Consider the following 20837-nt stretch of genomic DNA (forward strand, 5'->3'; position numbering starts at 1 on the left):
CCCTTCCCGCCCTAAGACCCCCCACTTTTTGGCAGGCGGTAGATATGGCTGAGAATGTTCTTGACCTGCTGGGGTGTTTGGGGAGTGGCCTGGGCCAAGTGCCGATGGACGCGCTCGGCCCGCTGCTGGACCGTCATGGCATGGGGCAGGTGGTAGAGGGAGTTCTTCCTGACGAGGCGGATGAGGTATTCGGCCGGGTTGAACTTGGGGGCGGAAGATTTCAATGTAGTTGTCGCCTCGCCGTTGTGGGTTCAGGCCGCTTTTGGAGGCGTGGCGTGAACCTCGGATTGGGTCTTGGCTGGCGCGGCTGATCGTTCCGGGTTCAGGTGTACGGCCGGGATCGGCCGCCAATTGCGGAGGCCACCGGTCCATCGTTGCGGATGCCGTGCGCGGGCGGCCTCATAGACGGCTCGGCGCCGCTTCAGGAGGTCGGCGTCCTGGCCGGCATGCCGCTCGGCGGGGGTGACGAAGCGGATCGCGCCGTGGCGGTGCTCGTGGTTGTACCACCGGACCAGGCCTTCGGCCCAACGGCGCGCCGCCGCCAGGTCGTCGAACGGCCGGACCGGATGGTCGGGCCGGTATTTCAGGGTCTTGAACACCGCCTCGGCATAGGGGTTGTCGTTGCTGACGGCGGGCCGGCTGAAGGACGCCGCGACGCCGAGGGATTGCAAGGTCGCGAGCATGGTCGAGCCTTTCATGGGCCCGCCGTTGTCCGAATGTAGGACGACCTGGCCCGGGGCCACGCCCTCGCGCCGACATACGTCGCGCAGGAGTTCGCCGGCCAGGGCGCTGCTTTCCTCGCCGTAGACCTGCCAGCCCACGACCTTGCGGCTGAACAGGTCGAGGAACAGATAGAGGTAGAAGAACTGGCCCCGGATCGCGGCGGGCAAATAGGTGATGTCCCAGCAGTAGACTTGATTGGGAGCCGTGGCGCACAGGGCCCTGGGCTTGCCGCGCGGCTGTCCCGGCCGTTCGGCCCGGCGGTGCGCCAACTGGTTTTCGGCCTTGAGGATGCGGTGGAAGGTCGATTCCGAGGCCAGGTATTCCCCCCGGTCCGCCAGCCGGGGCACGATCTGGCACGGCGGCAAATGGCCGAACTCGGGGGAGTTGGCCACCGCCAGCACCTTGGCCCGCTCGGCCTCGCTCAGCTTGTGGGGTGGAACGTACACCCGCGCGGGCCGCCGGTCGGCCTGGACGCCGTCCCCGGATCGCCAGCGCTGGACGGTGCGGGCGGACAACCCCAGCACCCCGCAGGCCCGCTCCAGGCGCGCGCCGGCGGCGGTGGCCTCGTCGATCAGGGCGGTCACGGTTTCGCGCTCTTGCGGCGGGGTCATTCTTCCCCTCCCCCCAAGAGCGCCCGGTACTTTTTTTGAAGGACCAGCAACGCCGCCGCCTCCGCCAGCGCCTTGTCCTTACGCGCCAATTCCCGTTCGAGGCTCTGGTTGCGCTCCTTGAGGACCCGCAGTTCCCGGGCGTTCGTCGATGCCTCTCCCGTGCCCCCTGGATCCCGGCAAAAGTCCCGCTTCCAACCGTCCAGCTGGTGGGCGAACAGGCCGCGCTCCCGGCACCAGGCATTCAGAGCTTCCCCTTCCAGGCCATGGCTCTCCTGCAACGCCGCCAACCGTTCCTCCGGGCGCCAGTCCCCGGGACGCCTCTCCCGCTTCACCGCGCCGCGTACCGCCTCGGGTAATTTCTTTTTCATCCAGCCCTTCAAGGTCAAGTGGTTCATGTTCAGTTCCTCGGCCACCTCTTTTATCGACCGGCGGCCACGCGCAAACACCTTCCGAAGCGCTTGCTCTTTGAACTCTGCGGAATACGTCGTAATCATGGGCAATTGTCCTCTTCTTTCCTCTTACATTCGGAAAATTAGAGGCGACAACTATTCTGACGCCGGGGGCTGCTGCATGTACAGGTCCATGCCGCCAACCTGCACGACACGGTGGGGGCGTGCGAGGTGCTGCGCCGGGCGGCGGAGAAGCACTCCCGGCATCGAGGCGTTCTCCGGCGACGCGGGCTATCGCGGCACGGCGGTCCGGTTCGTGAGCGAGAAGCTGGGCTTGGTGCTGCACATCTCCGAACGGATCGTGGACGGCTTCGCCGCCCTGCCGAAGCGCTGGATCGTCGAGCGGACGTTCGCCTGGTTCGGCTCGTTCCGCCGCTTGAGCAAGGATTTCGAAACCCTCACCGGCACCGCCGAGAACGTCATCCGCATCGCCATGCTGAGGACCACCCTTGCAAAATGCGTCTGAATTTTTGCCAGACAGCTTCTGAACTGGCAGCCCTGGTCGCTGTTGAAAATCTCCGGGGTACCGTAGGCGCCCAGCGCCTGTTCCAGGCAGTCCACGCAGAAGCCGCCGTCCAGGGTGTTCGAGACCCGCCACGCCAGCACCTTGCGCGAATACCAGTCGATCACCGCCACCAGGTAGACGAACCCGCCTGGCAGGCGCACGTAGGTGATATCGGCTGACCAGACCTGGTTCGGACGGCCGATCTCCATGCCGCGCAGCAGATAGGGATAGACCTTGTGCCGGGGATGCGGCCGGCTGGTGTCTGGCCCCGGCCCCGGCCCCGGCCCCGGCGCCATGCCCGCCAGCCCCAGCGTCCGCATCAGCCTTTGGACCCGCTTGCGGTTGACCCGGTGCCCCAGGTCGCGCAGGTGGCGCAGGTGGCGCACCATCCGGCGGCTGCCGGGTGTATTCCGCGTCGATCAGCGCCAGGAGTTCCAGATCCCGGGCGCTGGGCCCGCGCTCGCGGCGGGGCGCGTACAGCACCGAGCGCGACACCCCGGCCAACTCGCACTGGCGGCTCTGCACCAACGGTTCCTCCCGGTCGATCCAGCCCTGGCGCTCCCTCAGCGGCCAATCCCGGACTTTTTTTTCAGCCAGTCCAGTTCCATCTTCAGCCGCCCGATCTCCGAATACAGCCACTCGGCGCTCGCCGACTCATCGGCGACTTTCGGACCGCGCTTGGCCTCGAACAGGCTTCCCGCCTGCTCCTGGAGTTCCTTCTTCCACACGCCCACCTGGGTCGGGTGCACCCCGAATTCCTGGGCGATCTGGTTCACCGTACTCACCCCCCGGACCGCCTCCAAGGCCACCTTCGCCTTGAACTCCCCACTGAATACCTTGCGTTTCTTCTCGCTCACTTTGGGCTCCGATTTCTCCACCGTCACCCTCTTAAATGACTGTCCGGAAACCGGGGTCCACTATAGTCGTCAGGAAGGTCTCGAAACTCATCTTGGTCAAGAAGGGCCAGATGATCCAGGCCGGCGGACGGACGTTGTCCGCCGCCGAGCAGTTCTATTCCCTGGCGGCCTGATTACGCCCGCCGAAAGCCCGGCCGCGCTCAGCGGAAAATAACGTAACAGAACCTTCAGATTTAGTATCCTTGGCGGATTGTTCATTGGATATGAGTCACCGTGGCATTTCGGAACGTTTTTTCCGGCGAATTGGATACCTTCCGCGCCTTGCTGCCTTTGCTCGCGCCCTATCGCTGGGCGGTGGCCGGCTTCGTGGTGCTGGGCCTGCTGGCTTCGCTACTGGAGGGGTTGGGCATCGGTTTGATGATTCCCTTGCTCCAGGGCTATGCCGTCCCCGCAGGCAATGGCGGTGGCCCGCTGTTGGATGGGCTCGAACGCCTGGCCGCAGCCTTCCCGGCGGAATCGCGCAGCGCCACGCTCATGGGGCTGGTGTTCGCCGCGATCCTGGTCAAGATCGTGCTGGCCTACCTGTTCACCGGCTTGGCGGCCTGGATCAGGAGCCGGGTGGTTTACGACCTCCGCATCCGCATGTATCGCCAGATCCTGGCGCTATCTCAGGCATACCTGGACGCGGCACCGACAGGCACCTTGTTGCAGACCCTCACCACCAACGCGGCGGAAACCGCTTACTCGGCAACTTGCCTGCTGTGGTTGGCGCTCAATATCAGCGCGGTATTGGTGTTCGCCCTGTTGCTGGCGGCCATCGCCTGGAAAACGACGTTGGCGGTCCTGGCCGTGCTGTTGCTGCTTTCCAAGTTGGTGCGGGCGGCGCTGGGCGGGGTGAAGGCGCTGGGCCAGCGCAACCTGGGGCTTTACAACGAAATCAGCCATCTCATCAAGGAAACCCTGGCCGGCCTCCGCACCATCCACGCCTTTGGCCGGGAAACCTACGAGCTGGGGCGCTTCGAGGCGGCGCACCTCGCCAGCCACCGCCTGGAGTTCAAGCAGGAGCGCATGGTGGCCTTGGCCCATCCCTTGTCGGAAGGTTTGGCCGCCATGGTGCTGATGGGTTTGGTCATCCTAGCGTTGCGGACCGGCCTGAGCTTGCCGATACTGGCCACCCTCGTATTCATGCTGCTCAGGCTGTTGCCGCACATCCAAAGCGCCAATACCCAAATCACGGTGATCCTGTCGCGGAGCGCGGCGGTGTGCTCGGTATTGGACTTGCTGGACGGGCGCGGCAAACTCTATCCCAAGGCGGGGAGCGCCCGTTTCGGGGGATTCCGGCGCGATATCCATTTCGAGCGGGTCTGTTTCGGCTATCAGGGCAAGGAACAGCCCGCTCTGCAAGACATCGACCTGCGGATCGGGCGCGACCAGACCGTTGCCTTGGTAGGCCCGTCCGGCGCGGGCAAATCGACGCTGATCCATATGTTGTGCCGTTTCTACGAACCCAGCGGCGGGCGCATCCTGGTCGATGGGCGGGATTTGGCGGAATTCGATCTGGCTTCCTGGCGGGAACGTATCGCCCTGGTCGGCCAGGATGTGCATATCTTCAACGCCACGGTGCGGGACAACATCGCCTATGGCCGGTTGGAAGCCGGCCCGGCGGATATCGTCGCCGCCGCCCGCCGCGCCCATGCCCATAATTTCATCGCCGACTTGCCCCAAGGTTACGACACGTTGCTGGGCGACCGGGGCGTATTGTTGTCCGGCGGACAACGGCAGCGGATTTCCATCGCCCGCGCCATCTTGCGCGACCCGGATATTTTGATCTTGGACGAAGCCACCAACGCCCTGGACGCCGTCTCCGAAACCCATATCCAAGCCGCCATCGAAGCGCTGGGCCGGAGCCGCACAGTGCTGGTCGTGGCCCATCGCCTATCCACCATCGAGCGGGCCGACCGCATCGTGGTGTTGGATCAAGGCCGGGTGGCGGAACAGGGCCGTTTCGACGAATTGCTGGAGCGGGGGGGCTTGTTCGCCACTTTGTACCGGGGCCACCGGCTGGGCTTGGTCGAACCGGCAGCGGAGGTGTCGGCATGACCGGCATCAAACCAGCCGTTTCCGTCATCGTCCCGGCCTACCGGGCTTGGGAGGCCTTGCCCCGCTGCCTGGATGCGTTGCGGAAGCAGTCGGGCGGGGTCGCGTTTGAAACCATCGTCGTGGCCAGTGGCGAGGTGGCGGCGGAAGCCCCGCTGGCGGCAAGGTTCCCCGAAGTTCGGTTCTTGCTGTCCGCCGGGCGCAGGTTCCCCGGCGCGGCCCGCAACCTGGGGGCACAAGTGGCGCGAGGCGATATCTTCTTGTTCTTGGATGCGGATTGCGCCTTGGCCAAGGATGGGTTGGCGCGGGTGGTGGCGGGCCATGCCCAGCATGCAGCGCCCGTGATCGGTGGTTGTGCCGATCAAGGCGAGACCGCCACCGGCGCGGGCTGGGGCTACTATTTCGCCAGCGTCGCCCCCTGGCTGGTCCGGCCCGCCGACGAGCCCATCCCGGTGCCCGATTTGGCGACCCCGTGTTATTCCATCAAACGCTGGGCCTTCGAGCGATACGGGCCTTTCGCGGAAGCCCGCTATTGCGAGGACACCCTGTTGTGTTGGCAAATCCAGGCGGCGGGCCATGCGCTGTTACTCGATCCTGGCTTGCGGGTCCGCCACGATGGCATCGACGCGCTGGGTCCCGTGCTGCGGCGCAAATTCCGCCATGGCGCGGCTTTCGCGGTGCTACGTGCCCAAACCCAGGGTTGGGGATGGGCGCGGCGGCGTTGGCAGGCGTTGGGTGCGCCGCTGGTTCCGTGGGTGCTGCTATACCGGATCGGGCGGGCGGTATCCCAAGCCGGGTGCTACCGCCGCCGTTTTTGGCTGAGCTTGCCTTATACCGCGTTGGCGGTGTTGGCCTGGGCGCTGGGCGAGGCCGTGGGGCTGTGGTTTGGCGCGGTTGATTGACGCTTTGATTGTAAGGGTCCGCGATGCATAGCGATTTACCCCGGTTCTCCATCGTCATCCCCACCTACAACCGGCCCGGACCGCTCCGGCAATGCCTGCTGGCATTGGCGGCCTTGGATTATCCGGCGGAATGCTACGAAGTGATCGTGGTGGACGATGGCGGGCACGGGTCTTTGGATGAGGCCGTCGCCGGACTGGACACCCGGTTCCGGCTGCGTTCGCTCCGCCAGAACAACGCCGGTCCCGGCGCGGCCCGCAACGCTGGCGCGGCGGTGGCCGATGGCGAATACCTGGCCTTCACCGATGATGATTGCCGCCCCGAACCGGGCTGGCTGCGGGCTTTCGCAGTGGGTTTCGCCGTCCGGCCCGGCGATTTGCTGGGTGGCCGTACCCTTAACGGGTTGGCCGGGAATCTTTATTCGGAGGCCAGCCAATCCCTGCAAGCGTGGTTTTACGACCACTGCGCGGGCTGCGCTTCGCCGTTGCGGTTCTTCGCCTCCAACAACCTGGGCCTATCGACGGCGCGGTTCCGCGAGTTGGGCGGCTTCGACACCGCGACCCTGCGGTTCGCCTCGGAGGACCGGGAATTCTGCGGGCGCTGGCTGGCGGCGGGCGGGGCGCTCGGCTATGTGCCGGACGCCATGGTCCGGCATTATCACGACCTGGATCCGGTGCGGTTCTGGCGGCAGCATTTCGCCTATGGACGGGGTGCCTACCGGCTGCGGCTGGCGCGGCGGCGGCGGGGTTTGCCGCCCCTGCCCGGCGACCGGGCTTGGATGTGGGCGAGCGTGTCCCGCTATCCCTGCGCCGAACCCGGCCCGGGCCGCAAATTGGCCCTGGCTGGCTTGGCCCTCGCGACCCACGTGGCGAACCTGGCTGGCTATCTGTTCGAGCAGGCCCATGATCCCACCTGAACCAGACCCGGAATCCCCGCCCCGACCATGAAAGCCTACATCATCACCTTGTCCGGCAACCCAAGCTCCGCCGCGGCGGCGCGGAACTGCCATGCCAGCGCCCTGGCCCAGGGCTACGACGTGGCCTATTTCGAAGCCTCGACCGGAACCACGGGGCGGGCAGTATTACAGGAGGAGGGGATACGACCCATCACCGCCACCGGCGGTGGAACGGCCAGCTTGCGCCGCCATCAGCGGGAATGGCTGGAACAACCCGGCACCCTGGGCTGCTATGCCTCGCATTTCCGGTTGTGGCGGCGGTCCGTCGAATTGGGCGAACCCATCGTGGTGTTCGAGCACGATGCCTTGGCGCTGGCCCCGTTCCCTGCCATCGGGTGGCGCGACGTATTGCATATGGAGTGCGAGGGGAATTTGACCCGGCTCGGGGCCGATTGGGCGCGGAACGACCGCATGGAAACCGGCCACGGAATCTATCGGCTGGGATTCAGCCCATCCGAGTTGCCGGAGTTGGTGTGCATGCCGTGCTGCCATGCCTACGCCATCCAACCCCACGCGGCGGCGGCCTTGATCGAAGATGCCCGCCGCCAGGGTTGGTTCGCGGTGGACCGGGCCATGCGCGAGCCGGTGGTGATGATCGAAACCCACAGCCCCTCACTGGCGACTTTCCAGAAGGAGTATATGAACGTCAGCAGCACCGCCTCGTGGCGCTGGAAAAGCCGCCATTGGCTGGGCAACGCCATCGCCCGCGCCAAACGCCGGGTGGGTTGGCCAGTCCCGTAACGGCGTCCGCCCCGGATTCAAATGATTTTGCCCGGATGCCACCGCCGGTATTGATCGGTCCCCCAAACCCGAGCCCGGTAAATCCATAAACGGATGCCCGTGGGCAGGGCCGGATAAACCAATTGGCGACGCAGCGCTTCCCGTTCCGGCATGGTGCTGTGCGCGGGGTCGTCCAAGGTATAGCGGTGGCGGACCAAAACAGGGTCGATGCCGTACAGCCCGAGGCCAGCCGCCTCGTGCCCGCCGGTCCAATGATCGATGGGGACATGCAATGGATAGGCCCGCGCCAAAATCTTGCGGGCGGCGGCCTGGGTGGCGAGATAACCGACGGTGCAATAAGGCGGACGGACAAACCGCCGCGCCGTCCAGCCCGGTGCGAGGGTTTTCCGCTGCCAATGGGAATATTCCCCCCCGGCGTGGTAAAGCAACAACAGCTCGCAGTCGGTGGGCAAGCCATCGCGCCTGGCCAATAGCCCGGGCAAAGCGGGCGTTATCACGGCGTCGTCCTCCAGGATCAGCGCGGACTCGATGTTTTCATCCACCATGCGCCGCAACAGCCGCAAATGGGACAGGGCACAGCCGATTTCCCCTGCCGCCAATTCCCGCCCCAGGCGCTGCCGCGCCCGTTCCAGGCTGTAGACCCCGGCCAAATCGGCCCCGGACAACCGGCGGCCATCCACGGCGGGCACGATCTCGAACGGCAGGCCCAAAGCTTCCAGTTGCTCCACCATGCAGGCGCGGCGTTCGGGGGAACGGTCCAGGTTGACGACCCAGACCGGAGGGAAAACCGCCATGTTCGATCGGCCCTCATCAGGCTGTGGATCGGAAACCGCAAATACCACCCGATAAAAGCATTTTTTATTTGCATCGAATCCGGGGCAGAAACGGGTAAACGCTATTTTGAGCGGTCTTGGCATGGGGATTTGAATCACTCGTTGGGCACGGTATCCAGCTCGTCCCGGCGATACGGGTGGATGGGGGTTTTATGCAGGAGTCTTTCATGGATGGTGCTGGCGAACCGAGTCCAGAGGAAATGCCGGAGGGGTTGCGGCAGGAGCGGCTTGCCGACGGCCATGGCGATATCCATCGCCTGCAAGGCCAACTTGGAAATACATTGGCCCAGCCGGGAGCGCTTTTGGTTGAAAGCATAGCTGGCAGCGATATGCCGTGGCCCTGAATAACCCATGAAATCCAAAATGGCATTCATCCCCGCCGACGAGTTCAAAACCTCCGTCTGGAAACAGGCGACATGCCGGGGATATTGGGCGACCAGCCGCTCTATTTCGGCATGGTAAGCATCCCAATATAACCCCAGCGCCCGGGCTTTGTCCGGCTCGGGAAATTTGGGGAACGACGCATCCCAAAACGGGTTTTTCTGCCACACGCCGCCATCATGCTCATACCAGTGGTTGAAATTTTCGGTTTTCTTGAGATAGCTTGCCACCATATGTTCACGCGGGCGTTCCAGGCAGATGAAGCGGCATTCGGGGACTTCCCCGAGCAGGAATTCCACATAAGGGAGGTAATACATGCCGATGTCGCCAAAATATTCCCCCGAACCATAACGCGAGCGCAATTCCCCGATCCAAGCCAGCAGATTGTCGTGGTCGCCCGTCCATTTCAGCGGGCGCTTAGTGGTGTCGTCGATTCCACCTTCGTGCAGCATGGTGATACCCGGTTGGTCGCATAGCAAATGCGCCAGGGAAAGGGTGCCACAGCGGCCAGTACCGAGACCAATAATGAGTTTACCCATAGTCGTGATTCCGTGGCATGGGGGCGGTCCGGGCCTAGAGGCGTTTTCCGGGATGGTATTTGCGGTAGCGCTTGATCATCCAAACCTTGAGGCGATAAAGGTATAGCCCCAGGCCGGCGGGGAGTTCCGGCAAGCCCCATTGTTTCCAGTAACGTTCCCGGTCGGCGGCGATGATCGAACCGCCGGTGTCCTCCGGCGCGGCTTCCCGGATACCCAAGGGATCGACACCGTACAACCGCAGTCCCGCCGCCAGGCTGCCGCCGGTCCAGTGGTCGATGGGTGCCCGGAGCGGCAGGGTTTGGGCCAGCAATTTCAGCGCCGCGCCGCGCCGGACCAAATAGCCGAGCGTGCTGAAAGCGGGATGGGCGAAACGGCCAATCCGGTAGCCCGGCACCCAGTGCCGCCGTCCCCAACGCGACAATTGCCCATCGACATGGTAGAGCATCACCACCTCCCAATCGTCCGGTAGATCCGCCCGCGCCGCCAGCAGGCGGCACAGGGCGGGGCCGGGCTGGGCGTCGTCTTCGAGGATCAACGCCGCTTCGATATCCTCGTCCACCATACGCCGGTATAGCCGCAGATGGGACAGGGCGCAGCCGATTTCGCCGGGCGTCAGCTCCCGCCCGAGGCTGGCGACCGCCTGCCTGGGATCGTAGACCGTTGCCAAGTCGGCGGGGCCGAGCGTCGCGCCGTCGATGGCGGGAACGATTTCAAAGGGCAGGCCGAGCGCCTGCAAATGACGGTGGATATGGGCGCGGCGCTCGCTGGAGCGGGCCAGATTGACCACCCAGATGGGCGGGAAACCGGCCTGCTTCATGGGGAGACGGGCATTTCCAGGGGTATCGGGACCAGCCGGTCGCCGCCCTTGGCTTTGGATTCCGCGCCATCCTCCTCGTGGTAGCCGTCCTCGGTGTTGACCGACCACACATCCCAGGCTTCCTCCAGCACGTTGCGGGCGGCGTAGATGCCGGTGAGCATGGAATGGTCCATGTTGTTGTAGCGGTGCAGGCCATTGCGGCCGATGGTCTGCAAATTCCCGAAATGGGCCAGGTAGTCGCGGAGGATGCCGACCAGCCGTTGATATTCGTGGTCGTAGACCGGATAGGCCATCTCCGCCCGCACCACCGTGCCATCCCGCACCTCGCCAGCCCGGATCAAGCCCAGCCGGGCGCATTCGAGGATGCCCAGGTCGATCAATCGCTCATCCGGCCAGTTCCATTCGGGATCGCTGTCCCACAGGAAATATTCCAGGCCCAGGGTCGTAGTCGAGGGGTCGGGCACCATGTGGGGACTCCAGTTCTTGTAGTTCTGGATGCGGCCCAGCTTGACTTCCGGGGTGTGGATGTAAATCCAGTTGTCGGGGAACACGTCCGCCCGGTCCACGATCAGCACCACGCTGAGGAAATCCCGGTAGCGCAGGCCATGGGCCGCCCGCAGCACCTCGTCGGGCGGCGGCGGGTCCAAGGCCAGGATCAAATCGCGCAGGGCCATGGAGGAAATGAAATGGCTGCCAGCGAATTCCACCCGCTCGCCGTCCGGGCCACGGCCATGCACGCATTCCACCCGTCCGTGGCGGTGGCAGACGGCGCCGACCCGGACGCCGGTGGCGACGCTATTGCCCTGCGCCCGGATGCGGTCGCGGAAACACTCCCACATCAAGCCCGGCCCCAGGCGCGGATAATGGAAACGCTCGATCAGCGAAGTCGGCACCGGCCCCGCCCCGCGCCCGAAGGGCAAGGCGTTGAGCAAGGCTTTCTTCAGCGATAAATCCTTGATCCGCTGCGACGCCCAATCGGCGGAAATATGGTCGCAAGGGATGCCCCAAACCTTTTCGGTATAGGTCTTGAAAAAGATCTCGAATAGCCGTTTGCCAAAACGCCGGCTGACCCATTCCTCGAAGCTGCGGTCGGGTGAGCGGCGGGGCAAAACATGGGCGTGGGCATAACTGGCGGCCACCCGCATCGATTCCAGCACCCCCAGCCCGGACAGGGCGTTCAGAGGCCGCAAGGGGTAGTCGAAGAAATGCCCCCGGTAATGGATGCGGGAGAGGCGGGGCCGTTCGAGGAATGCCTCGCCCAGCGTCTCGCGCCAGAGGGCGTTGATTTCGGGAAGCCTGGAAAAGAAGCGATGGCCGCCGATATCGAAACGGTAATCGCGGTAGGTGGCGGTGCGGGAGAGGCCGCCCATTTCCGCGGAAGCTTCCAGGACGGTGGTGGCGGCACCCTGCCGCCCCAATTCGTAGGCGGCGGTCAGCCCGGCGGGGCCAGCCCCGATGACGATGGTGTGAGGGTAAGACATGGGATTAAACGAGGGAGAGCGGTTTTGATTTTTAGTGTTCTATGGCGTAGGCGACCTCATTTTACGCGATTGTGGCGGTGGTCCGCGCCATCCACGATAGCGACGTAGGCGAAAGCGCCGCTAGCGTACAAGAAATACAGCCAATGCCATGGCACTACCCGCGCCGCGAACCAAGCGCCTCGGACACGCCAGAAAAACCGATACAGCGGCGCGTTCAACACCAGTAACCCCGCCGCCGCCAGCCCGGCCAGAAGCCCCGCCCAGGGCCATAGCGCCGCGCTGCCCAAGCCCCCCGCGAACACCCAGGCCAGTACCGCGCTGAGCCGGGCCGCATGGCTCAGGTTCAAATCGTTCCGCAACGCTCCATGCCGCCGGAGCAACCGCGTCCAGGGAATGGCCCGTTGGAAAATATCGGTGCGGAGCAGGGTCCACACATCCCAGCGCTTGAGGTGCTTGACCTGGATGTCCTTGCACAAGCGGATGCGGTGGCCGACCGCGCCCAGGCGGTAGCCGAACTCGATATCCTCCATGGCCGGAATATCGATCCCGGCATCGAAACCGCCGAGCGCGGTGAATATCCCGCGCCGGACCGCGCCGCAAGCGGTCCAGAAGGTATGGGCGTCCTCCCGTGCGGTTTGATGGACATGATGATGCAAGAGATTGCGGTATTGGGACAGGAAGCCCGGATGTCCCGGCGCATCGTCGTAGGAGCCGAACAGCGCGGCCAAGTCCGGCCCATTGTGGAAAACGGCGCGGACCTGGGCCACCACTGTCGGCGTGGGCACCACATCCGCATCCAGGAACAACAGGATATCGCTGCGGGCCAGCCGCGCCGCGGCGTTGCGGGCGGCGGCGGGACCGGAACGCGCTGGCAAATGCGTCACCTTGGCCCCCATGGCCGCCGCCCTGGCCGCCGAGCCATCGTCCGCCCCGTCCACCGCCACGATTACTTCGTCCGGCGGCGGTACCAAGCATTGCAGGCCCGCCAGGCATTGCCGGAATTCGTCGCCGCCTTGGTGGACGGGCACAAGCACGGCGACGGTAGGAAGCATGGATTCCATGGGTATCATCCGGTTCGATGGATCGCTGGGGACATGGCCGGAAATAATTTCCCGGAATCATTGGGTACGGCGTCATGTGTCCAGGCGCATGGGCCGGGAGGAACGGGTACTATGCCACCAGGATACCCCGGCTGGATTCGATTCAGGCCGACCCCGGCATTCCCGGATGCTCCCGCATCGAGCCCATGCCCGACACCGCCGTTTTCGGAGACCTACCGCAACGCGGTCGGGCGGCATTCCCCAACGACCGGCCACCCAAGGACCCCGGGCAGCGAATGGCCGCTCGATAGGGCGTCCATAAAAAGCCTGCTTCCATGGCCGACACAATACAACCCTGCCTTATGGCTTCTTTCCCCGAGCTGATATATGCCTAGACGCGCTTTTTTCTTGGCTCCCTTCCTGCGGATACCGCTCCCGCTCGTCCTGGCCTGCGGTGCCTTGCTCGCCTGGACCCTGGCTATCCACATCGAAAACGCCCGGCTTCTAGGCGACGCCAGCTTAGAGGACATCCGGCACATCTTGTGCTTTGCGCGGCGAACGCTTAAAAGACCCGTCTTTTGCGAAGCGGAAGCGGAGGAGACCCATGAGTTGCCTGGAAATCTCGGACCGGCTGTGGGAGCACGTGGAGCCATTGTTGGAGCCGTTCAAGCGGCGCAGGCCGGGCGGCTCCAAGCCGCTGGAGTTCCGGACGGTCATGAACGGGATTCTGTATGTGCTCAAGACCGGTTGCCAATGGGATTGCCTGCCGGCCTGCTACGGCTCGAAAAGCGCGGTCCACGAGCACTTTCAGAGATGGGTTGCCGCCGGCGTGTTCAAGGAGATGTTCCGCTGGTCGGCGGCGGAGTACGAGGAACTCGAGGGGTTCGACCTGGCTTGGCAGTCGATGGACGGCAGCCTGGTGCAGGCCCCGGTCCGCCAAGCCCGCTGCCAGAAGGACGAGGGCCTGGGGCGCAATCCCACGGATCGTGGGCGCAGCGGTGGCAAGATCCACCTTCAGGTGGACGGGAAGGGGATGCCTTTCGCCGTCGCGCAGGCCGGGGCCAACGTGCACGACAGCCGCCTGGTGACGGTCACCGTCGAGGCGGCCGTGATCGAGGCACCCGCCGACGCCGGGCAAAGTCCCAGGCATCTTTGCCTGGACAAAGGGTATGGCTACGAACGGGTCGAGCGGGAAGTCGCGGGACTGGGCTACACCCCCCATATCCGCAAGATCGGCGAGGAGAAGCGTTCCTGCGACTCCGAGCCAACCCACCCCGCGCGGAGGTGGGTGGTCGAGCGCGCTTTCGCCTGGCTCAAGGGCTTCCGGGCCATCCGAACCCGCTACACCTGCCGGGGAGCCAACTATCTGGCCTTCCTTCAGTTGGCGTGCGCCCTGATCCTGGGAAGACGGATCGAGGCCAAAACCGTGTAAGCAGTTTATGTGCCGGATGTCCTCTAAGCTTATAGGCAATCGAACTGGACTGGGAAAGGCACGATGAACCGCTGTATCCGCATCCAACGGCTGGCCCCGCAGGACCGTGAACGGTGGCAGGCGCTGTTCTACCGCCACCAGCAGCAAAGCCGACGGCGTAGGCTGCTGGCCTTGAAGGCCCTGTGGGACGGCGAGAGCATGGCCGGGGTCTGCCGCAGCCAGGGAGTCCAGCGCAAGACGCTGGAGGAGTGGCTGGACAGCTACCTGCATGGTGGCTTCGACGCCCTGCTGGCCCCGCAAAGGCGGCCCCGCCCGCAAGCCCTGAACCCGCAGCGGCGCAAGGTCCTGCGCTACATCCTGCTCCACAAGACGCCGGCGGACTATGGCATCGACAGTTACCAATGGACGGCGGCCCACGTCCAGGGTTTGCTCGTTAAGAAGTGGGGCCTGCCGCTGAGCGCCAACCGGCTTTACGAAATCTTCGACGAACTGGGCCTCTCCCACCAGCGCGCCCACCGCGACTACGGCCCCGCCCAGCCCGCCGAGCGGGCCGGCTTCGTGGAGGCGCTCGAAAAAAAACCGCCGAGGCCGACCCCGGCACCGCCCTCGTAGCCCTCGACGAGTTCGCGCTGCTGTCCACGACCTGCACCCACTACGCCTGGGCGGAGAAGAACACCGCCCCGGCGCCGCCGAGCAACGAGAAGCGGCGGGAGAAACTGAACGGTTTCCTGGCCCTGGACCTGGGCAGCGGCCAGACCACCGTGGACTTCCAACCCCAGGCCAAAACCCCGAACGCCGTTTACGTCATCGCCCTGATCGTCCTGCGCTACGCCAGCCTGGACTACCAAAGGATTCTGTTCATCCTCGACAACTGCTCCATCCACAACGACTCCATGAAGGCCGCTCTGGCCGAGTTGCTGGCGGAAATCCCCCTGGCCCAGGGCATCGCCGTGCACTTCCTCCACACCCCGGCTACTCCCCCAAGTTCAACCCGGCCGAATACCTCATCCGCCTCGTCAGGAAGAACTCCCTCTACCACCTGCCCCATGCCATGACGGTCCAGCAGCGGGCCGAGCGCGTCCATCGGCACTTGGCCCAGGCCCCTCCCCAAACACCCCAGCAGGTCAAGAACATTCTCAGCCATATCTACCGCCTGCCAAAAAGTGGGTGGTCTTAGGGCGGGAAGGGAGTAATGCTGACAAAGCCGCCAAGGCTAGGATTATCAATTTCCATTTGAATGATATTTGAAGAATTTTATTCATAGCGTTACCCCACGTGATCCGTCCAGACCTTGAAGTTCGTCAACTTACTCCTTATCTTGGGGTTGCAACGGATGGTCGCCCATGGACAATGGCAACACGCGGTCGTACGTAAAACCCGCGCCCAAGCCGAGTACCCCACTAGAGTCGTTGTGACGTCGGAGCAGGCTGGAATGCGGATTACGCGTTTTGGTTTTGGAGGCCTGTTTTCATCGTGAACATGGTTGCCGCGAGGCGGGCGAAGACATGGAGAGGCGCAAGCTGACGGCGATGTCCCCCATTAACAGGCACAGGAAGCGCCCCAGAATCGCTTGTGGGAGAAGTTGTTCGGAGGGGTGACCCAAGCGGGCCCGCACCGAAGGGATCGCGTGAACCCCGCCGCGCCTGTGAGCCTCGCACGGCGGGATCAAGCCGGTTCCGCGCACCCTGACCGGCTTTTTAATGCCTGATCGAAATCTATCCACCCGCCCGCAATGCAAGGGCACCGCCGGGTCCGGGCCATCGCTGCGGCGATTTTTCCACAGAAGCTCGGGATAATTCAGCCGCCCATGGGGACGGTAAGGCCTCCGTTCCCATCGGGGCTAAGAGGACATCCGGCACATAAACTGCTTACACGGTTTTGGCCTCGATCCGTCTTCCCAGGATCAGGGCGCACGCCAACTGAAGGAAGGCCAGATAGTTGGCTCCCCGGCAGGTGTAGCGGGTTCGGATGGCCCGGAAGCCCTTGAGCCAGGCGAAAGCGCGCTCGACCACCCACCTCCGCGCGGGGTGGGTTGGCTCGGAGTCGCAGGAACGCTTCTCCTCGCCGATCTTGCGGATATGGGGGGTGTAGCCCAGTCCCGCGACTTCCCGCTCGACCCGTTCGTAGCCATACCCTTTGTCCAGGCAAAGATGCCTGGGACTTTGCCCGGCGTCGGCGGGTGCCTCGATCACGGCCGCCTCGACGGTGACCGTCACCAGGCGGCTGTCGTGCACGTTGGCCCCGGCCTGCGCGACGGCGAAAGGCATCCCCTTCCCGTCCACCTGAAGGTGGATCTTGCCACCGCTGCGCCCACGATCCGTGGGATTGCGCCCCAGGCCCTCGTCCTTCTGGCAGCGGGCTTGGCGGACCGGGGCCTGCACCAGGCTGCCGTCCATCGACTGCCAAGCCAGGTCGAACCCCTCGAGTTCCTCGTACTCCGCCGCCGACCAGCGGAACATCTCCTTGAACACGCCGGCGGCAACCCATCTCTGAAAGTGCTCGTGGACCGCGCTTTTCGAGCCGTAGCAGGCCGGCAGGCAATCCCATTGGCAACCGGTCTTGAGCACATACAGAATCCCGTTCATGACCGTCCGGAACTCCAGCGGCTTGGAGCCGCCCGGCCTGCGCCGCTTGAACGGCTCCAACAATGGCTCCACGTGCTCCCACAGCCGGTCCGAGATTTCCAGGCAACTCATGGGTCTCCTCCGCTTCCGCTTCGCAAAAGACGGGTCTTTTAAGCGTTCGCCGCGCAAAGCACAAGATGTGCCGGATGTCCTCTAAGGTCAAGCCAATATGCTATTTACGCACTAACGCCTAATGGCGCGAGAAATTTCGACCATCAACGAACATCAGGCGTGCGACTTGGCTGTTGCCCCATCGTGCGACTTGGCTGTTGCTCCTTCGTGCGGCTTAGCTGCTTCGCCAGGTGTCGCCTGCCCTCGCGCATGGGTGGACTCCGCCGTCTTTCCAGCTACCTCAGACGTGAGCCGGGCGGTTGTCTTGGTTGCTTGTTGAGTGGCCTCGACCATGTGCTCCGCCGCATCTTCGACCAAGCCGCCCAGGGTGTTAGACAATTCATTGGCTAGCTTTAAATAAGCCTCGCCGCGATCCACCAGCCTCTCGCTGAACTCGCCGAGAAGCTTGCGTTCTTCGTTCTTCCATTTCGGAATATTTTTGACATCGCACCATAGGTTGCGCTGGCGGATTCCCATATCCAGATAATCCTGGGCCAAGCCCAGGTTGTGCTGAATAATCTTTTCCGTAGCTCTAAATATGAACTCGTTCCCGCGCATTAAGGGATTCAGCGCTACGCGATTGATCTCAAAAAATTGATCGAATATTTGTCGGCTTCCGACGAGCTTTTCCAGGGACTGGAACATAATTTCATTCCACGAAACGACTGGTTCCAGTGCCGCACGGTTAAATTCGAACCATTGATGGCATATATTATTTGCATTCATGGCAATATCCTTTTGTGGTTTACCGTATAAAAAGCGTATCGAAATACGCGCTGAGTCTGCTGAGTTTCCTACGCCGCACAATAGCGCTCGCGCGACGGTTTTTGACCTTGGCACCCCGGCCATCTCCCGCAGCCGCTTCGCGTCCACCCTCAGGCGGTCCATCCAGCACTCGTCTTTCCGAAGGGACTTATCGGACAAGCCCGCATTCGCTCCATGTCCTCAGGCAACGCCTATTTACCAACGAGGCAACGGCATGAATATAAATTATTTTCTGCGTTGCAGCATATTCCATCAAGAATATATCATCAATAAGTAATATTGCTTTTTTCCGGCGGCGTTGGCGCATAAATAACCTTATGGCTGAGATTCTCATTGCCCCACCGAACTCAGGGCGCAGCAATTGGTTCTCATGACATGGACGCGCCCCACCTAAATCCCGAGAAAAATACTTTGTTTAAATCGCCAGAAAACGGCGGGATCGGCCATGACCTGGGCTGTCTTCGAGGAGCGTGGGAAGATGCGGAATGACGGCTCCCAACGTTACTGTGGCTACATTTCTCTTATGCACTAACGCGCCAAAGTAACGGGGATGATGATTGGGATTCGCCGATCCAGGACGTCGATCATCCGAAATCGGCGTTTGCTTGGGAGGATGCCAATTTACCCGCGCCAGCATGGACTGCCCCGCTAGGTAAGGAGCCTTATTGCGCAAGACGTGGCGGGGGAGAATGATCGATGTCCAATCCAATTTAATTGATATGAAGGCCAGCCCTTTCAAAGTGACTACTTCTTCTTCCTAAGTAATTGATATGTCGAGACATGTGGCTGTTTCGGGTCGTAGGGCGGTTTGTCGATGGGCTTTTTCGGGCCGCGCGGATGCTTTGTGAGGGTACGCAACGGGATGTTCCGGGCGGTTTCGCGCAGCCACGCGGCGAATTCCGCCGGGGTTTGTTCGGAGACGAACAGCCAGTCGCCGACCCCGCTGAGTTGGATGAGCGCGAGGAAAGTGGCGGCGATCTCGTGGGAGAGATAATACCCGGAGATATCCTTGGACACGGGTTTTCCATGGGCGCAGTCCAGCGCCGAGATCATGACCGAGAAGAGGTTATAGGCGACCAGGGCCAGGGCGAATCCGAACAGGGCGGCCTTGGGATAGGCCAGGGTTTCGATCTCGGACTTGAAATGTTTTTCGACGTGTTGGAACGCGGTTTCCAGGGTCCAGCGCCTGCGGTAGAGGTCGGCGACGGTGGCGGCGGGTATGTCCGCCGGGAGGTCGGTCAGGATATCGACGAAGGCATCGCCGTCGCGGGTGGGTTGTTCGAGTTCGACGCGGACGAGGCGATAGGGCCGCCCGGCCACGCCGACCCGCTTTTCCAAAAGCCGCCCGCCGCCCTGTTCCCCGGCCTGGGAAAACAGGGTTTCCTCGGTCAGCGGCAGGTTCAGGTGCAAGCGCATCAAGGCGTGGGCGTTCCGGCCCTGGAGCCGGTCGAGGAATCCCACGGTGCAGAAGTTGCGGTCGGCGATCCACAGTTCGCCGGCCTTGGGGATACCGGCCACGGCGTCGAGCAGGCGGCGCTCCTGGGCATGTCCGTCCTCGCAAGGGAACACGTCCCGCATCAGGCGGCGCTCCGGGTCGAACACCACCAGCGACTTGCCCGGCAACGCGGCACCGCCGACCTCGCGGTGGACGGCGAGGCGTTTCTCGCTCGCCGCCAGACAGTTGCCGTCGAGGAGGCGGACCGGATAACCCGGCAACCAGGGTTCGGGGGTGAAACCCAGGGCATCGAGAATATCCGACAGGTCTTCCGAGGTATCGCGCAGCAGGGCTTGGGACACGGATAATTCAACGCCCTTGAGTTTCTCGTAGAGCGCGGATACCGTTACCCCCAGGGGTTCCGGGTGTTTCTGGTAGGCCGCGTTGATCGAGGGATGGACCTTGAGGACCACGCTCAGCATGAGGTCGCACACCGTCGAAAATAGGATTTCCCGCGTGTATTGCTCCTTCGCGTTCTCCAGGAAAATCCTGTCCAGCCTCTCCGCCGCAAAGCAGCGTTCCAGTAGGCCGTGCAGCAGGCAGGACAGGGGCATTTTCTGGCGGAATAGCTCTAGCATTGATCTCGACTATTGGTGTTGGTATGTTGAGCGCCGATAATACTATCGGTTATTTCAGTTTGAAAGGGCTGATATGAAGGCTTTCTGACGGAGACATAGGGCTAGAAAATTGGTACAAATTTGGATGGGTAGGCCCGTGGGATCTGTATGGACCATCGTTCCATTGGGGGTACGAAAAAGGGGTATCCCGCCGATCCGTTGGATTTGCAATGGATGAGCGGCACCAAGCCCGCAAGGGACTTTCGACACCAAAGGGGCATCACAATCCAGGGAGCGCCGTCATGGCTTCTATCGAACCGGATTTCGCATTGGTCAAACGTGCCCAGCAGGGGGACAAATCGGCGTTCAGCGCCTTGGTCGCCAAATATCAGATCAAGATCGTCAAATTGATTGTCCAGCACATCAGGGATCCCAGCGAAGCGGTGGACGTCGCGCAGGAATCCTTCATGAGGGCTTACCGCGCCTTGCCGAATTTCCGCGGGGAAAGCGCCTTCTATACCTGGTTCTACCGCATCGCCGTCAATACCGCCAAGAATTCCAGCAATTCTCATTTTGGCCGAATCACCCGGTTTCCGGGGATGGCGGGAGGGGTTCGAAGCTTTGCAGCATGAAGGCCATCAGCGCTTCCCAGGACTGCAAGCATAGGTAGCTGGTCAAAGCGCGGATATCGTTGAACAACCGCTTGCGCGGTAGCTTCTGGCGGAGCAGGCGGTATTGGGCGTCCATCCATTCCAGTACGGTGTGGGTCAGGAAGGCCAGGATGATCAGGCTGGCCAGCATGGACGCGAGATGGTTCTGGCCATGGCCATAGTTGTGCTCGAAGCGGTAGCCGCCGGTTTTCAGGGTGTTGTTGTTTTCGTGGCGAGTAGGCCGGAGGAATTTCACCCCCGGCCTCTCACAGAA

20 protein-coding genes and 3 pseudogenes are annotated in these 20837 nt (G+C 63.0%); 10 read left to right on the plus strand and 13 right to left on the minus strand.

Annotated elements, in window-relative coordinates; translation table 11 throughout:
* Positions 1-11 precede the first annotated feature (11 nt).
* Together K5658_RS22190 and K5658_RS22195 are read right to left on the minus strand one after the other, a co-directional pair.
* Positions 12-224 carry a hypothetical protein gene (locus tag K5658_RS22190; protein WP_221067267.1) on the minus strand — a complete coding sequence of 71 codons (213 nt, stop codon included), beginning with the start codon at positions 222-224 and terminating at the stop codon, positions 12-14.
* A 27-nt stretch (positions 225-251) separates the two neighbouring features.
* Positions 252-1828 (minus strand): annotated as a pseudogene (locus K5658_RS22195) (IS3 family transposase).
* An 88-nt stretch (positions 1829-1916) separates the two neighbouring features.
* Between K5658_RS22195 and K5658_RS24260 the strand changes: the two are divergent.
* Positions 1917-2249, plus strand: a complete 333-nt coding sequence (locus tag K5658_RS24260; RefSeq protein ID WP_425515956.1) for a transposase — start codon at positions 1917-1919, stop codon at positions 2247-2249.
* A 23-nt stretch (positions 2250-2272) separates the two neighbouring features.
* On the opposite strand, the pseudogene K5658_RS24265 reads toward K5658_RS24260, so the two are convergent.
* A pseudogene (locus tag K5658_RS24265) lies at positions 2273-2689 on the minus strand (DDE-type integrase/transposase/recombinase); the annotation flags it as partial.
* 162 nt (positions 2690-2851) lie between these two features.
* Entirely contained in the window at positions 2852-3145 is a 294-nt protein-coding gene (locus K5658_RS24270) for a transposase (RefSeq protein WP_221067268.1), read from the minus strand.
* Positions 3146-3180: 35 nt separating this feature from the next.
* Here K5658_RS24270 and K5658_RS22210 point away from each other — a divergent pair, with 35 nt between their 5' ends.
* The 5 genes from K5658_RS22210 to K5658_RS22230 all read left to right on the plus strand — a co-directional run bounded on the left by K5658_RS22210 (position 3181) and on the right by K5658_RS22230 (position 7838).
* Entirely contained in the window at positions 3181-3318 is a 138-nt protein-coding gene (locus K5658_RS22210; protein WP_221067269.1) for a hypothetical protein, read from the plus strand.
* A gap of 100 nt (positions 3319-3418) precedes the next feature.
* Positions 3419-5245: an ABC transporter ATP-binding protein gene (locus K5658_RS22215; RefSeq protein ID WP_221067270.1), complete on the plus strand. Its 1827-nt coding sequence runs from the start codon at positions 3419-3421 to the stop codon at positions 5243-5245.
* Complete coding sequence (locus K5658_RS22220) at positions 5242-6144, plus strand: glycosyltransferase family 2 protein (RefSeq protein WP_221067271.1); 903 nt, start codon at positions 5242-5244, stop codon at positions 6142-6144. The genes K5658_RS22215 and K5658_RS22220 overlap by 4 nt, the downstream gene beginning before the upstream one ends.
* 23 nt (positions 6145-6167) lie before the next feature.
* Complete coding sequence (locus tag K5658_RS22225; protein WP_221067272.1) at positions 6168-7058, plus strand: glycosyltransferase family 2 protein; 891 nt, start codon at positions 6168-6170, stop codon at positions 7056-7058.
* Between the two features lie 27 nt (positions 7059-7085).
* Complete coding sequence (locus K5658_RS22230; protein WP_221067273.1) at positions 7086-7838, plus strand: glycosyltransferase family 25 protein; 753 nt, start codon at positions 7086-7088, stop codon at positions 7836-7838.
* A gap of 17 nt (positions 7839-7855) precedes the next feature.
* Here K5658_RS22230 and K5658_RS22235 read toward each other — a convergent pair whose 3' ends face one another.
* The 5 genes from K5658_RS22235 to K5658_RS22255 all read right to left on the minus strand — a co-directional run bounded on the left by K5658_RS22235 (position 7856) and on the right by K5658_RS22255 (position 12950).
* Positions 7856-8632: a glycosyltransferase family 25 protein gene (locus tag K5658_RS22235; protein ID WP_221067274.1), complete on the minus strand. Its 777-nt coding sequence runs from the start codon at positions 8630-8632 to the stop codon at positions 7856-7858.
* 134 nt (positions 8633-8766) lie between these two features.
* Positions 8767-9591 (minus strand): hypothetical protein, encoded by an 825-nt coding sequence (locus tag K5658_RS22240; RefSeq protein WP_221067275.1) that lies wholly within the window; start codon positions 9589-9591, stop codon positions 8767-8769.
* Positions 9592-9625: 34 nt separating this feature from the next.
* Positions 9626-10408 carry a glycosyltransferase family 25 protein gene (locus tag K5658_RS22245; RefSeq protein ID WP_221067276.1) on the minus strand — a complete coding sequence of 261 codons (783 nt, stop codon included), beginning with the start codon at positions 10406-10408 and terminating at the stop codon, positions 9626-9628.
* On the minus strand, positions 10405-11889 hold the full coding sequence (locus tag K5658_RS22250; RefSeq protein WP_221067277.1) for an NAD(P)/FAD-dependent oxidoreductase: 1485 nt from the start codon (positions 11887-11889) through the stop codon (positions 10405-10407). The genes K5658_RS22245 and K5658_RS22250 overlap by 4 nt, the downstream gene beginning before the upstream one ends.
* Positions 11890-11945: 56 nt before the next feature.
* The gene (locus K5658_RS22255) at positions 11946-12950 is read right to left on the minus strand and encodes a glycosyltransferase family 2 protein (RefSeq protein ID WP_221067278.1); all 1005 of its coding nucleotides are present in this window, start codon (positions 12948-12950) and stop codon (positions 11946-11948) included.
* Between the two features lie 583 nt (positions 12951-13533).
* Between K5658_RS22255 and K5658_RS22260 the strand changes: the two genes are divergently transcribed.
* From K5658_RS22260 to K5658_RS22270, 3 genes are all read left to right on the plus strand, one after another.
* On the plus strand, positions 13534-14361 hold the full coding sequence (locus K5658_RS22260) for an IS5 family transposase (RefSeq protein WP_221063606.1): 828 nt from the start codon (positions 13534-13536) through the stop codon (positions 14359-14361).
* 63 nt (positions 14362-14424) lie between these two features.
* Positions 14425-14973, plus strand: a complete 549-nt coding sequence (locus K5658_RS22265; RefSeq protein ID WP_221063835.1) for a helix-turn-helix domain-containing protein — start codon at positions 14425-14427, stop codon at positions 14971-14973.
* A gap of 20 nt (positions 14974-14993) precedes the next feature.
* The gene (locus K5658_RS22270; protein ID WP_246628702.1) at positions 14994-15416 is read left to right on the plus strand and encodes a hypothetical protein; all 423 of its coding nucleotides are present in this window, start codon (positions 14994-14996) and stop codon (positions 15414-15416) included.
* A gap of 813 nt (positions 15417-16229) precedes the next feature.
* On the opposite strand, the gene K5658_RS22275 is transcribed toward K5658_RS22270, so the two are convergent.
* The 3 genes from K5658_RS22275 to K5658_RS22285 form a co-directional block, all read right to left on the minus strand.
* Positions 16230-17057 (minus strand): IS5 family transposase, encoded by an 828-nt coding sequence (locus K5658_RS22275; RefSeq protein WP_221063606.1) that lies wholly within the window; start codon positions 17055-17057, stop codon positions 16230-16232.
* A gap of 153 nt (positions 17058-17210) precedes the next feature.
* Positions 17211-17984 (minus strand): hypothetical protein, encoded by a 774-nt coding sequence (locus tag K5658_RS22280; protein ID WP_221067279.1) that lies wholly within the window; start codon positions 17982-17984, stop codon positions 17211-17213.
* Positions 17985-18605: 621 nt separating this feature from the next.
* Positions 18606-19934: a transposase gene (locus K5658_RS22285; protein ID WP_221065052.1), complete on the minus strand. Its 1329-nt coding sequence runs from the start codon at positions 19932-19934 to the stop codon at positions 18606-18608.
* A gap of 281 nt (positions 19935-20215) precedes the next feature.
* Here K5658_RS22285 and K5658_RS22290 point away from each other — a divergent pair.
* Positions 20216-20470 (plus strand): annotated as a pseudogene (locus tag K5658_RS22290) (sigma factor); the annotation flags it as partial.
* A 25-nt stretch (positions 20471-20495) separates the two neighbouring features.
* Here the strand turns inward: K5658_RS22290 and K5658_RS22295 are convergent.
* Complete coding sequence (locus K5658_RS22295) at positions 20496-20819, minus strand: hypothetical protein (RefSeq protein ID WP_221067281.1); 324 nt, start codon at positions 20817-20819, stop codon at positions 20496-20498.
* Positions 20820-20837 lie beyond the last annotated feature (18 nt).

The sequence above is a fragment of the Methylomagnum ishizawai genome (assembly GCF_019670005.1).
In the GTDB taxonomy this organism is placed as follows: Bacteria; Pseudomonadota; Gammaproteobacteria; order Methylococcales; family Methylococcaceae; genus Methylomagnum; species Methylomagnum ishizawai.

Excerpts from the sequence above, each read along its gene's own strand:
- K5658_RS24260 (WP_425515956.1), top strand. The coding sequence starts at position 1,917 with ATGCCGCCAACCTGCACGACACGGTGGGGGCGTGCGAGGTGCTGCGCC.
- K5658_RS22210 (WP_221067269.1), top strand. The coding sequence starts at position 3,181 with ATGACTGTCCGGAAACCGGGGTCCACTATAGTCGTCAGGAAGGTCTCG.
- K5658_RS22220 (WP_221067271.1), top strand. The coding sequence starts at position 5,242 with ATGACCGGCATCAAACCAGCCGTTTCCGTCATCGTCCCGGCCTACCGG.
- K5658_RS22225 (WP_221067272.1), top strand. The coding sequence starts at position 6,168 with ATGCATAGCGATTTACCCCGGTTCTCCATCGTCATCCCCACCTACAAC.
- K5658_RS22230 (WP_221067273.1), top strand. The coding sequence starts at position 7,086 with ATGAAAGCCTACATCATCACCTTGTCCGGCAACCCAAGCTCCGCCGCG.
- K5658_RS22235 (WP_221067274.1), bottom strand. The coding sequence starts at position 8,632 with ATGGCGGTTTTCCCTCCGGTCTGGGTCGTCAACCTGGACCGTTCCCCC.
- K5658_RS22240 (WP_221067275.1), bottom strand. The coding sequence starts at position 9,591 with ATGGGTAAACTCATTATTGGTCTCGGTACTGGCCGCTGTGGCACCCTT.
- K5658_RS22245 (WP_221067276.1), bottom strand. The coding sequence starts at position 10,408 with ATGAAGCAGGCCGGTTTCCCGCCCATCTGGGTGGTCAATCTGGCCCGC.
- K5658_RS22250 (WP_221067277.1), bottom strand. The coding sequence starts at position 11,889 with ATGTCTTACCCTCACACCATCGTCATCGGGGCTGGCCCCGCCGGGCTG.
- K5658_RS22255 (WP_221067278.1), bottom strand. The coding sequence starts at position 12,950 with ATGGAATCCATGCTTCCTACCGTCGCCGTGCTTGTGCCCGTCCACCAA.
- K5658_RS22260 (WP_221063606.1), top strand. The coding sequence starts at position 13,534 with ATGAGTTGCCTGGAAATCTCGGACCGGCTGTGGGAGCACGTGGAGCCA.
- K5658_RS22265 (WP_221063835.1), top strand. The coding sequence starts at position 14,425 with ATGAACCGCTGTATCCGCATCCAACGGCTGGCCCCGCAGGACCGTGAA.
- K5658_RS22275 (WP_221063606.1), bottom strand. The coding sequence starts at position 17,057 with ATGAGTTGCCTGGAAATCTCGGACCGGCTGTGGGAGCACGTGGAGCCA.
- K5658_RS22280 (WP_221067279.1), bottom strand. The coding sequence starts at position 17,984 with ATGGACCGCCTGAGGGTGGACGCGAAGCGGCTGCGGGAGATGGCCGGG.
- K5658_RS22285 (WP_221065052.1), bottom strand. The coding sequence starts at position 19,934 with ATGCTAGAGCTATTCCGCCAGAAAATGCCCCTGTCCTGCCTGCTGCAC.